This window comes from Curtobacterium sp. PhB25, from assembly GCF_004365375.1.
Classification (GTDB): domain Bacteria; phylum Actinomycetota; class Actinomycetes; order Actinomycetales; family Microbacteriaceae; genus Curtobacterium.
Map to the genome: position 1 here is coordinate 235,246 of NZ_SODR01000001.1, position 12,075 is coordinate 247,320.

At 70.3% G+C, this 12,075-nt stretch carries 10 protein-coding genes; 9 read left to right on the plus strand and 1 reads right to left on the minus strand.

The features are described from left to right. Positions 1-20 precede the first annotated feature (20 nt). Together EDF51_RS01040 and EDF51_RS01045 are read left to right on the plus strand one after the other, a co-directional pair. A complete protein-coding gene (locus EDF51_RS01040; RefSeq protein ID WP_134193556.1) occupies positions 21-755 on the plus strand; it encodes a DsbA family oxidoreductase in 735 nt (244 codons plus the stop codon). Beyond that, on the plus strand, positions 752-961 hold the full coding sequence (locus tag EDF51_RS01045; protein ID WP_134193558.1) for a hypothetical protein: 210 nt from the start codon (positions 752-754) through the stop codon (positions 959-961). The genes EDF51_RS01040 and EDF51_RS01045 overlap by 4 nt, the downstream gene beginning before the upstream one ends. Positions 962-1,101: 140 nt before the next feature. Here EDF51_RS01045 and EDF51_RS01050 read toward each other — a convergent pair whose 3' ends face one another. Then, positions 1,102-1,587: a YbaK/EbsC family protein gene (locus EDF51_RS01050; RefSeq protein ID WP_134193560.1), complete on the minus strand. Its 486-nt coding sequence runs from the start codon at positions 1,585-1,587 to the stop codon at positions 1,102-1,104. A 47-nt stretch (positions 1,588-1,634) separates the two neighbouring features. Here EDF51_RS01050 and dusB point away from each other — a divergent pair, with 47 nt between their 5' ends. From dusB to EDF51_RS01085, 7 genes are all read left to right on the plus strand, one after another. Next, complete coding sequence (gene dusB, locus EDF51_RS01055) at positions 1,635-2,789, plus strand: tRNA dihydrouridine synthase DusB (protein ID WP_134193562.1); 1,155 nt, start codon at positions 1,635-1,637, stop codon at positions 2,787-2,789. Continuing rightward, the gene (locus tag EDF51_RS01060) at positions 2,786-4,126 is read left to right on the plus strand and encodes a deoxyguanosinetriphosphate triphosphohydrolase (protein ID WP_134193564.1); all 1,341 of its coding nucleotides are present in this window, start codon (positions 2,786-2,788) and stop codon (positions 4,124-4,126) included. The genes dusB and EDF51_RS01060 overlap by 4 nt, the downstream gene beginning before the upstream one ends. Before the next feature lie 86 nt (positions 4,127-4,212). Next, positions 4,213-6,126 carry a DNA primase gene (gene dnaG / locus EDF51_RS01065; RefSeq protein ID WP_131846214.1) on the plus strand — a complete coding sequence of 638 codons (1,914 nt, stop codon included), beginning with the start codon at positions 4,213-4,215 and terminating at the stop codon, positions 6,124-6,126. A gap of 387 nt (positions 6,127-6,513) precedes the next feature. Further along, positions 6,514-8,145 (plus strand): ABC transporter substrate-binding protein, encoded by a 1,632-nt coding sequence (locus EDF51_RS01070; protein WP_111085708.1) that lies wholly within the window; start codon positions 6,514-6,516, stop codon positions 8,143-8,145. Positions 8,146-8,262: 117 nt separating this feature from the next. Continuing rightward, positions 8,263-9,339, plus strand: a complete 1,077-nt coding sequence (locus EDF51_RS01075) for an ABC transporter permease (RefSeq protein ID WP_123292841.1) — start codon at positions 8,263-8,265, stop codon at positions 9,337-9,339. Between the two features lie 2 nt (positions 9,340-9,341). Then, complete coding sequence (locus EDF51_RS01080; RefSeq protein WP_134193566.1) at positions 9,342-10,346, plus strand: ABC transporter permease; 1,005 nt, start codon at positions 9,342-9,344, stop codon at positions 10,344-10,346. Then, entirely contained in the window at positions 10,343-12,019 is a 1,677-nt protein-coding gene (locus EDF51_RS01085; protein ID WP_134193568.1) for an ABC transporter ATP-binding protein, read from the plus strand. Before EDF51_RS01080 ends, EDF51_RS01085 begins: the two co-directional genes overlap by 4 nt. Positions 12,020-12,075 lie beyond the last annotated feature (56 nt).

Sequence of the window (12,075 nt, forward strand, 5' to 3'; positions counted from 1 at the left end):
CGCCGCGCGTTGGGATCAGCATGAACGACTCCGTGAAGGTCGATGTCTGGTCGGACATCGCCTGCCCCTGGTGCTACATCGGCAAGCGCAAGTTCGAGGCCGGCGTCGCCGCGTTCGGCGCCTCGGCGGACGGCCGCCCGGTCGAGGTCGAGTACCACTCCTTCGAGCTCAGCCCGGACACCCCCGTCGACTTCGAGGGCACCGAGGCCGAGTTCCTGTCGAGCAACAAGGGCATGCCCGTCGAGCAGGCGCAGCAGATGCTCGACCAGGTCACCGGCATCGCGGCCTCGGTCGGGCTGGACTACGACTTCGAGGCCATGCACCACACGAACACCGTGAAGGCGCACCAGGTCATCCACCTCGCCAAGCAGCACGGCAAGCAGCTCGACATGGTCGAGCGCCTGTTCACCGCCTACTTCGAGCGCGGCGAGCACGTCGGCGACGACGCGACGCTGGCCGACCTGGCCGCCGAGATCGGGCTCGACCGCGACGAGGTCCTCGCCACGCTCCGCGACGACTCGCAGCTCGCAGCCGTCCGCGCCGACCAGGCCCAGGCGCAGGCCTTCGGCATCAACGGCGTCCCCTTCTTCGTCATCGACGGCAAGTACGGCGTCTCGGGCGCGCAGGACCCGGCAGCGTTCGAGCAGGTGCTGACGCAGGTCGTCGCGCTGCGCGGGACGACTCCGGACGAGGTCGCCTCGGCGACCGAACGCGCTGCGGACGACGCGAGCGCCGACGTGGCGGCGACCCGATGACGGGCGCGACGGTCACCGTCGGGGGTGGGGCGGGCCTCCCGTCCGCCGCGTCGGTCCCGGATGCGAGCTCCGGTCTGGAGGCGCGCCCCGGCCTGCTCACGCTGGTCACGCCCGGCGGTGCGCCGGTCTGCGACGGTGATTCGTGCCTGATCGACGCCGGATCGTTCGCCGGTGCCGAGGGCGACTGGACCGAGGTGCCGGACTGACGGTTTCGTCGGTCGCGCGTCGCGCGCTGCTGGTCCCGCGCCGCGCGCTGCTGGTATCGCGCCCCCGTGCGGTCGTTGCGCCCCGACTCAGCGGGGCGCGACGGCTGCGCGGGGGCGCGATCCGTCGGTCGCAGGACTGGTCAGGCGCGCTGCGGTTCCTCGTCGGTGATGTCGGCGACCGTCGCGCCGTACGCGGCGACGAGGTCGTCGGCGTCGACGAAGGCACTCGCGCCGTGGCGGCCCGCGCCGAGGGCGACCCGTCGACCGACGATGCGGTCGTCGGCGTAGACGGGCAGGTCGCCGGTCGCGCCGATGGGCGTGATGGTGCCGCGCTCGTAGCCCGACGCCTGGAGCGCGGTCGCCGCGTCGGGCATCGAGAGCTTGTTCACGCCGACGACGGTGCGGAGCTTCTTCCACGCGATGCTCCGGCCGCCCGGAACGAGCGCGAGCAGGAAGCCGCCGTCGTGCCGCTTGACGACCAGCGTCTTCACGATGTCGCCGGGGTCGATGCCGAGCAGTTCGGCGGCCTGCTGCAGGGAGTCCGCGGCGGGGCGTTCGACGACCTCGACCGTCAGACCGCGGGCTGCTGCGTCGGTGTCGAAGCGGGTGCTGGCGTCGATCGTCATGTGGAGAACGCTACCGGCGAGCACCGACGTGGGAAGATGGGACAGGTATGACGATCACACAAGCCCCAGCACGGCCTCTGCGCATCGGCCCGATCGAGGTCGACGTGCCGGTCGTGCTCGCGCCCATGGCGGGCATCACGAACATGGCGTACCGCCGGCTCTGCCGCGAGTACGGCGCCGGTCTCTACGTCTGCGAGATGATCACGTCGCGCGCACTGGTCGAACGCACCCCCGTGTCGATGCAGCTCATCCAGCACCACGAGTCCGAGACCCCGCGGTCGATCCAGCTGTACGGCGTCGAGCCGAACACCGTGGCCGAGGCAGCGTCGATCCTGGTGGGCGAGGACCGTGCCGACCACATCGACCTGAACTTCGGCTGCCCGGTGCCCAAGGTCACCCGCAAGGGCGGCGGCGCGGCACTGCCCTGGAAGCTCGAGCTGTTCCGCGAACTCGTCACGAAGACCGTCCGCGCCGCAGGGAACGTGCCGGTCACCGTGAAGATGCGCAAGGGCATCGACGAGGACCACCTGACCTACCTCGACGCCGCCCGCATCGCGCGGGACGCCGGTGTCGCCGCGGTGTCGCTGCACGCCCGCACGGCGAACGAGCACTACTCCGGTCACGCCGACTGGTCGGCGATCGCGACGCTGAAGGAGACCGTCACCGACATCCCGATCCTCGGCAACGGGGACATCTGGTCGGCTGCCGACGCCCTCCGCATGGTCGACGAGACCGGCGTCGACGGCGTCGTCGTCGGACGCGGGTGCCTCGGGCGCCCGTGGCTGTTCGGCGACCTGGCGGCGGCGTTCCGCGGCGAAGGGCTGCGGTACATGCCGACCCTGGGCGAGGTCGCCGACGGGTTCCGTCGGCACGCCGAACTGCTCGTCGAGTTCTTCGGGTCCGAAGACCACGGTTGCCGCGACGCCCGCAAGCACGTGGCCTGGTACTTCAAGGGGTACCCGATCGGCAGCGACGTGCGGTCCGGGCTCGCGTTGTCGTCGAGCCTGCAGGAGATCGACGACCTGCTCGGGCAGCTCGACCGCGACGCACCGTACCCGGGCGAGGGCGCCGAGGGCCCCCGTGGTCGCTCCGGCAACCCGAAGCGCACCGCACTGCCCGACCGCTGGCTCGAGTCCCGCGACGTCGACAGCGGGTTCCGCAAGGTCCTCGCCGCCGCCGAGCTGCACCACAGCGGCGGATGAGCGCCACCGCCTCGTACGGACCGGCCGACGCCGAGCGCTGGCTCCCGGAAGAGCACGGCAACCGCCGATCGGACTTCGCCCGTGACCGCGCACGGCTGCTGCACTCCAGCGCGCTCCGTCGCCTCGCCGCCAAGACCCAGGTGCTCAGCCCGACGACCGGGCTCGACTTCGCCCGCAACCGCCTGACCCACTCGCTCGAGGTGGCGCAGGTCGGTCGCGAGCTCGCGGACTCGTTGGGCCTCGACCCCGACGTGGTGGACACCGCGTGCCTGGCGCACGACATCGGCCACCCGCCCTTCGGCCACAACGGCGAGACCGCCGTCAACGCCTGGGCCGCCGGCATCGGCGGGTTCGAGGGCAACGCGCAGACGCTGCGGCTGCTCACCCGGCTCGAGCCGAAGGTGTACGGGCTGCGGCCGGGGTCGGGGGCCGCTGGGGCTGGGGCTGGGGCTGGCGCGGGGGCCGGCGCCGACGTCGAACGTCCCTTCGGGCTCAACCTGACCCGTGCGTCGTTGGACGCCAGCTGCAAGTACCCGTGGCCGGCTGCGCAAGGCGTCTCCGAGTCGTCATCGGGTCGGACCAAGTTCGGCTTCTACGACGACGACCACGACGCCTTCGAGTGGCTCCGTGCCGGGGCGCCCCGTCGGCAGCGGTGCATCGAGGCGCAGGTCATGGACCTGTCCGACGACATCGCGTACTCGGTGCACGACTTCGAGGACGCCGTCGTCGCCGGGTTCATCGACGTCGCGGCGCTCGGCGACCGGGTCGGCGAGAACGACATCGTCACCGCGATGCACGCGTGGGTGGGCGACGACCTGAGTCGTGAGGAACTGCTCGAGGCGTTCGACCGCCTCCGGGCCCTGCCGCTCTGGATGACCTCGTACGACGGGTCCCGGCGTGACGCAGCGCACCTGAAGAACCTGACCTCGCAGCTCATCGGACGCTTCGCGCGGACGGCGACGGCCGCGACCCGCGAGTCCTACGCCTCCGGGTCCCTGGTCCGGTTCGCGGCGTCGGTGGTGACGCCGCCGGAGATCATCGGCGAGATCGCGGTCCTCAAGGGGATCGTGGCGGCGTTCGTGATGACCCAGGGCGACCGGCAGCCCGTGTACGAAGACCAGCGCCGGATCCTGACGGAGCTGCTCGACGCCCTGGCGGCGTCGGGTGCGTCGGACCTCGAGCCCGGCTTCGCCGCCGACTGGCGTGCGGCGTCCGATGACGACGGCCGACTCCGCGCCGTGGTCGACCAGGTCGCGAGCCTGACGGACCAAGGGGCGATCGCCTGGCACCGTCGGTTGGTCGTCGGCGAGCGGGAAGCGGTCCACATCCCGGTGTGAGCGGGGTGCTCCGTCGGCCTCGGTGGTTCGTCCACATCTCGGGGCCGCGGTCGGCCGAGGTCGGTCCCACGAACTAGGATCAGAGGGTGGCTGGCAGGATCGCGCGGAACGACATCGACGAGGTCCGCTCGCGTGTCAACATCGCCGACGTCGTCGGCGACTACGTCACGCTGAAGAACGCGGGCGTCGGGTCGATGAAGGGGCTCTGCCCCTTCCACGACGAACGTTCCCCGTCGTTCCACGTCCGACCCCAGGTCGGCCGGTACCACTGCTTCGGCTGCGGCGAGGACGGCGACGTCTTCAGCTTCATCATGGCGCAGGACCACACCACCTTCGCCGAGGCCGTCGAGCGCATGGCCGCGAAGATCGGCTTCACCCTGCACTACGAAGAGGGCGACGGGCCGCGCACCGACTACAACACCCGCGCCCGGCTGATCGCCGCCAACGAAGCCGCGCTCGAGTTCTACACGGCGCAGCTCACGACCGCCGCGGCCGACCCCGCACGGCGGTTCCTGGGGGAGCGCGGGTTCGATCCCTCGGCGGCGCAGCACTTCGGCGTCGGCTTCGCCCCGAAGTCGTTCGACATGCTCAAGGACCACCTGCGCGGTCGGGGCTTCACGCTCGAGGAACTCACCTCGGCCGGGCTCGTCAGCCAGGGCGACCGCTCGCCCTACGACCGGTTCCGTGGGCGCCTGATGTGGCCGATCCGCGACGTCACCGGGGCGACGATCGGGTTCGGTGCTCGTCGCCTGCTCGAGGACGACAAGGGCCCGAAGTACCTCAACACGCCCGAGACCCCGATCTACCACAAGAGCCAGGTGCTCTACGGGCTCGACCTGGCCCGCCGCGACATCTCGAAGCAGAAGCAGGTCGTGATCGTCGAGGGCTACACCGACGTCATGGCCTGCCACGTCGCCGGCATCACCACCGCGGTCGCCACGTGCGGCACCTCGTTCGGCGTCGACCACATCAAGGTGCTGCGCCCGATGCTCGGCGACCTGGCCGGCGCCGACCCGAACGCCAACGGCGAGGTCGTCTTCACCTTCGACCCGGACGAGGCCGGGCAGCGTGCCGCCTCTCGCGCCTTCGCCGAGGAACAGCGGTTCGCCGCCCAGACCTTCGTCGCTGTGGCGCCCGGTGGCCTCGACCCGTGCGACCTCCGGCTCGCCCGCGGCGACGACGCCATCCGCCGCCTGATCACGAACAAGCGCCCGATGTTCGAGTTCATGATCCGCCGCACGTTGGAGGGCCACGACCTCGAGACGGTCGAGGGCCGCGTCAGTGCCCTCCGCGCCGCCGCGCCCGTGCTCGCCGGCATCCGCGACCGCTCGCTCACGCAGGGGTACGTCCGCGAGCTCGCCGGCTGGCTCGGCATGGACATGCCCGAGGTCCGTCGATCGGTCGAGACCGCGCGTCGGCGTGCGGGGTCGACGGACGATCGGTCAGGAGGCCCGGGGCGCGACGGTCGCGCCGGTCACGCAACCGACGGGGCCGGTGTGGTCGAGGAGCCCGTCGCCGGGATCCGCTCGCTGCCCAACGACCCGATCAGCCGCATGGAGCGCGACGCCGTCATGGCGATGGTGCAGCAGCCGACCTCGGTCGGAGCGCCGCTGCTCGGGCTCGCCGCATCGGCCACGTTCTCGGCGCCGATGCTCGCCGTCGTGCGGGACGCCGTGGTCGCCAACGTCGACGTCATCGGTGCGGGGGACTGGCTCGACCGGTTGCTCGCCGACGTGCCGACCCCCTTGCGCACCCTGACGCACGAGCTGGCCCTCGCGCCGATCCCCGCCCGCAACGCCGAGGACCTCGCCGCGTACTGCCGGAGCATCGTCGTCGCCCTGGTCGAGCGGGACCTGCTCGCCCGCAAGGCCTCGTTGCTCGGACAACTGCAGCGTGCGGACCCGCACGAGCAGGCCGAGCGGCGCGCTGAGATCCAGCGGCAGCTCGTGGACATCGACGCGCAGCGCATGCGGCTCCGCGCCGACGCCGAGGCGTCCTAGCCCCTCGCTCTCGCCGCCCGAGTGCCGGGTGCCGGGTGCCGGGCGCGCGGCCGTGTCGGACGTCGAGTGGTCGTAAGGCGTCGGCTGGCCGGGGTCCGGCCGACGGGACGTGACCGCTCGGGATGGGACGAGCGGTGTGTCGTGACCGGTCGGCGGGGGCGACCACCCAGGTTGCACGGCGCAACTTTCGTGTGCGGCGCGCCGGGTCGATGCGCACGAATAATGCATCACTCGACGGGTGCTTGCATTACAGCGGTGTAAACAAATCGCTCCCGGTTCGATCTGTTCCGTGACAGGGTGATACCAATGAGCGTTCCTGGCCGGGCACACAGACGTACCACCCGCCGGTCCGGACACTTGCACCCAACTTCAAGAGAGGCATCGAACATGGCATCCGTGTTCAAGAAGCACACAGGCACGTGGGGCAGGCGCGGCATCGCGCTCGGCGCCGGAGCAGCAGCGACGGCGCTGGTGCTGACCGGCTGCGCGAGCAGCAGCGTGAGCGACACCGAGCTGAACGGCCTGAGCATCGGGACGACGGACAAGATCACGTCCCTCGACCCCGCCGGCTCCTACGACAACGGCTCCTTCGCCGTGCAGAACCAGGTCTTCCCGTTCCTGATGAACACGCCCGTGGGCAGCCCGGACGTCGAGCCGGACATCGCCACGAAGGCGGAGTTCACGAGCCCGACCACGTACGAGGTCACCCTCAAGGACGGCCTCGAGTTCGCGAACGGCAACAAGCTCACCTCGAGTGACGTGAAGTTCTCGTTCGACCGTGAACTCAAGATCAACAACGAGAACGGCCCGCAGTCGCTGCTCGCCAACCTCAAGAGCATCGACACCCCGGACGATACGACCGTGGTGTTCAACCTCGACCACGCCGACCAGACCTGGCCGCAGGTGCTCTCGAGCCCCGCCGGCCCGATCGTCGACGAGGACGTCTTCAGCGCGACGAAGCTCACCAGCGCCGACGACATCGTCAAGGGCAAGGCGTTCGCCGGGCAGTACCAGATCAGCTCCTACAAGGAGAACCAGCTGATCCAGTACAAGACGAACCCGAAGTACGACGGCCTGCTCGGCAAGGCGAAGACCTCCGAGGTGACGGCCAACTACTACACCAAGGAGACCGACCTCAAGCTCGCCGTGCAGCAGGGCGACGTCGACGTTGCGTACCGCTCCCTGACGCCGACCGACATCTCGGACCTGCGCAAGGACGACAAGCTCAAGGTCACCGACGGCCCCGGCGGCGAGATCCGCTACGTGGTCTTCAACTTCAAGACGCAGCCGTTCGGTACCGGGCAGGACGACGCCGACGAGGCGAAGGCCCTCGCCGTGCGCCAGGCCGCCGCTGACGTGGTCGACCGCGCCGCCCTGGCGAAGGAGGTCTACAACGACACCTTCACGCCGCTGTACTCGATGGTGCCGGACGGCCTCACCGGTGCGGTCCAGCCGTTCAAGGACATGTACGGCGACGGCGACGGTGGCCCCGACGTCGACAAGGCGAAGAAGACCCTCGCCGACGCCGGTGTCTCCGGCAAGGTGCAGCTCGACATCCAGTACGCGCCCGACCACTACGGTTCGGCGTCGGACGACGAGTACGCGCTGCTGAAGACGCAGCTCGAGGACTCGGGGCTGTTCACCGTCAACATCCAGTCGACGGTCTACACGACCTACGCCCAGGAGCGCACGAAGGACGCGTACCCGGAGTACCAGCTCGGTTGGTTCCCGGACTTCTCCGACGCCGACAACTACCTGTCGCCGTTCTTCACCAAGGAGAACTTCGTCCAGAACCACTACGACGACTCGGTCATCCAGGACCTCATCGCGAAGGAGCAGGCGGAGTCCGACCCGGACAAGCGTGCCGACCTGATCGAGCAGGCCCAGGAGCGCGAGGCATCGCAGATCTCGACGCTGCCGCTGCTGCAGGGCAAGTCCGTCGCCGTCGCCGGCAAGGACGTCAAGGGCCTGACCCTCGACGCCTCCTTCAAGTTCCGGTACGCCACCCTCAGCAAGTAGCACCACGCCCCTCGCGCAGGCCGCGGGCGTTCCCACGAGGAACGCCCGCGTGCCTGCGCACCGGCATGAAAGGCACCCCTCCCCGTGACCCTGAGCACCCCAGAGGCGACCCAGGACGTGAACGGCACCGATCCGACCAAGCCACAGGCACAACGTCGTGCCAAGAGCAGTGGCGGCGGACTCGGCCGGTACGTCCTCGTCAGGTTCCTCCTCATCATCCCGACCGTCTTCATCCTGGTGACGCTCGTGTTCTTCCTGATGCGCGTCATCGGGAACCCGATCACCGCGTCGGTCGGCGGCCGGCTCACCCCGACGCAGCTGCAGGAACGCCTGCACGCCGCCGGCTACGACCGTCCCGTGCTCGTGCAGTACTTCGAGTACCTCGGCGGCATCCTGCGCGGTGACTTCGGCAACGCGTCGACCGACAACCGGCCAATCACCGAGATCATCCTGCAGTACGGCGGCGCGACCGCCGAGCTCGTGTTCTACGCCCTCGTCGTCGCGCTCGTGCTCGGCATCCCGCTCGGCATGCTGGCCGCGTACACGCGCGACAAGTGGCCCGACGTGCTGCTCCGTGCCCTCGCGATCCTGACGTACGCGACCCCGGTGTTCTTCGGCGGCCTGCTGCTCAAGCTCGTCTTCTCGGTGTGGCTCGGCTGGCTGCCCCTCGGCGACCGTGCCTCGACCAGGGTGGAGCTCATCCTGGACGGCATCCCCGGCGCGAGCGGCATCTACATCATCGACGCGCTCCGGACCGGCAACGCGGCGGTCATCGGCGACGTGCTGCAGCACGCCGTGCTGCCGGCGCTGACCCTCGGACTGCTGACCGCCGGCATCTTCCTGCGCCTGGTGCGCGCGAACATGATCGGGTCGCTCGGCTCCGAGTACGTCGACGCGGCCCGCTCCCGCGGTGTCCGCGAGTCGCGGCTCGTGCGGACGCACGCGTTCCGCCCCGCCCTCGTGCCGATCATCACGGTCATGGGCCTGCAGATCGCGATGCTGCTGGGCGGTTCGGTCCTGACCGAGACCACCTTCGGGTGGCGCGGCCTGGGCTTCGAGCTCAACCAGTACCTGTCGGCCCGTGACTTCGTCGCGGTCCAGGGCATCGTCGCGATGCTGGCGGTGATCGTCGCGGTGACCAACTTCATCGTCGACGTCGTCGCCGCCCTGATCGACCCGAGAGTGAGGTTCTGACGATGGCCGACACCACCCTCGTCGACCGCCACGAGCCGCTCTGGAAGCGGCTGCCCGTGGTGGTCCAGCTCCGCAGGAGCACCGGCTGGCAGCGCGCCATGCTCATCGTCGGCGTGGTCATCTGCGCCCTCTACCTGCTCGTCGCGGTCTTCGCGCCGCTCCTGGCCCCGTACGGCTTCGGCCAGCTGCAGGGCGCGGACGGCGAGAGCTTCCCGCGCACGGGCGCACCGAGTGCCGAGCACATCTGGGGCACCACCGTCGGCGGGTTCGACGTGTTCAGCCGCGTCGTCTACGGCGCCCGGACCGCGGTCCTCGTCGTGATCGTCGCGGTCGTCGTGTCGATCATCGTGGGCGTCCTGCTCGGCCTGGTCTCCGGCTACCTGGGCGGTTGGCTGGACCGGGTCCTCGTCGTGGTCGCCGACGCGGTCTACGCCTTCCCCTCGCTGCTGCTCGCGATCGTCGTGTCGATCGTGATCTCCGGCGGCAACTCGAGTTACTCGGGGGGCATCATCGCGGCGGCGATCTCGATCACCGTCGTCTACGTGCCGCAGTACTTCCGGGTGGTCCGCGCCGAGGCCGTGCGCCTGAAGAACGACGCGTTCGTCGAGTCGGCGCGCGTGATGGGCACGAACCCGTGGCGCATCATGATCCGCCACGTGCTGCGGAACTCGACGCGGTCCCTGCCGCTCATCCTGACGCTCAACGCCAGCGACGCCATCCTGACCCTGGCCGGCCTCGGCTTCCTCGGGTTCGGCATCGGGCCGACCAGTGGTGCGGAGTGGGGCTACGACCTCAGCCGTGCGCTGTCCGACGTCGCGAGCGGCGTCTGGTGGACCGGTGTCTACCCGGGTGTCGCGATCGTGGTGCTCGTGCTCGGTGTGACGTTCATCGGCGAGAGCCTCAACGACATCTCCGACCCCCGTCTGCGTGCGCGCCGACGGCTGAAGCAGCTGGTGTCCACGCGCGACGCGCGCAACACGGCCACCGCGGATGGAGCAGGCGCATGACGACCGACACCGAGAACGCACCCGTGGTCGTCGTCGACGACCTCACCGTCACCTTCGCCACCGACGGCGGCGCTGTCGACGCGGTGAAGGGCGTCAGCCTCGACGTCCGCCCCGGCGAGGTCCTCGCCCTGGTCGGCGAGTCCGGCTCCGGCAAGTCCGTCACGGCTCGCGCCATGCTCCGGCTGATGCCCGAGACGGCGACGCTTGGTGGCGCGGTGCTGCTCGACGGCACCGACGTCGTCACCGTCGGCGCGCAGAAGCTCCGCAGCCTGCGCGGCACTGCGGGGGCGATGGTCTTCCAGGAGCCGTCCACCGCGCTCAACCCGGTCTTCACGGTCGGGTGGCAGATCGCCGAGGGGCTCCGCGCCCACGGCGGCATGTCCAAGAAGGAGGCGCGGGCGAAGGCCATCGACTACCTCGGCCGCGTCGGCATCCCCGACCCCGAGACCCGCGTCGACCACTACCCGCACCAGTTCTCCGGCGGGCAGAAGCAGCGTGTCGTCATCGCGAGCGCCCTGGCCCTCGAGCCGTCGGTGATCATCGCCGACGAGCCGACCACGGCGCTCGACGTCACGGTGCAGGCCGAGATCCTCGACCTGCTCCGCCGCTGCCGCGACGAGTTCGGCACGGCGATCGTGATCATCACCCACAACATGGGCGTGGTGGCCGACCTGGCCGACCGCGTCGCCGTGATGTACCAGGGCGAGATCGTCGAAGAGGCATCGGCGACGGACCTGTTCGCGCGTCCGCAGGCCGACTACACGAAGCGGCTGCTCGCCGCGGTGCCCCGGCTCGAGGCATCGACGGGCACCGCCCGCCGTGCCGCGATCACCGAGGACGTCACCCCGCTGGTCGAGGCCAAGGGGCTCGAGATCGAGTACCCCGGCCGCCTCGGCTCGCCCGCGTTCCGTGCCGTGAAGGGCGTCGACCTGGCGATCCGTCCCGGCGAGGTCCTCGGTCTGGTGGGGGAGTCCGGCTCCGGCAAGACCACGATCGGTCGCGCCATGGCCGGGCTGACGAAGGTCACCGGCGGCTCGCTGAAGGTGCTGGGCGCCGAGATGCTCGGCTACCGTGAGCGTGACTTCAAGCACCTGCGCAAGGACATCGGGTTCGTGTTCCAGGACCCGGCGACGTCGTTCAACCCGCTGCTCACGATCGCCGAGTGCGTCGCCGAGCCGCTGGTCGTCCACAAGGAGGTGTCGAGCCCTCGTGCGGCCCGTAAGCGCGTCGACGAACTCCTCGAGGCGGTCCAGCTGCCGAAGGCGTACGGAGACCGTTACCCGCACGAGCTCTCCGGCGGGCAGCGCCAGCGCGCCTCGCTCGCCCGGTCGCTCGCGCTCCGGCCGAAGCTGCTCATCGCCGACGAGCCGACGAGTGCGCTCGACGTGTCGGTGCAGGCCCGCGTGCTGGAGCTCTTCCTCGAGCTCCAGCAGGACCTGGGCTTCGCGTCGCTGTTCATCAGCCACGACCTGGCGGTCGTGGGCGCGCTGTCCGACCGGATCGCGGTGCTCTACCGCGGCGACCTGGTCGAGGTGGGGACCACGGCGCAGGTCCTCGGCGCGCCGCAACACCCGTACACGCAGCGCCTGCTGGCGTCGCTCCCGGTGCCGGACCCTGCGGAGCAGGCCGAGCGACGGCGTACGCTGGAGCAACTGGAGAACGCCGGGTCCTGACCCGACGTGACCCGCCCAGGAGGCCCGTCCAGCGTCGTCGACGCACGCCGGGCCTC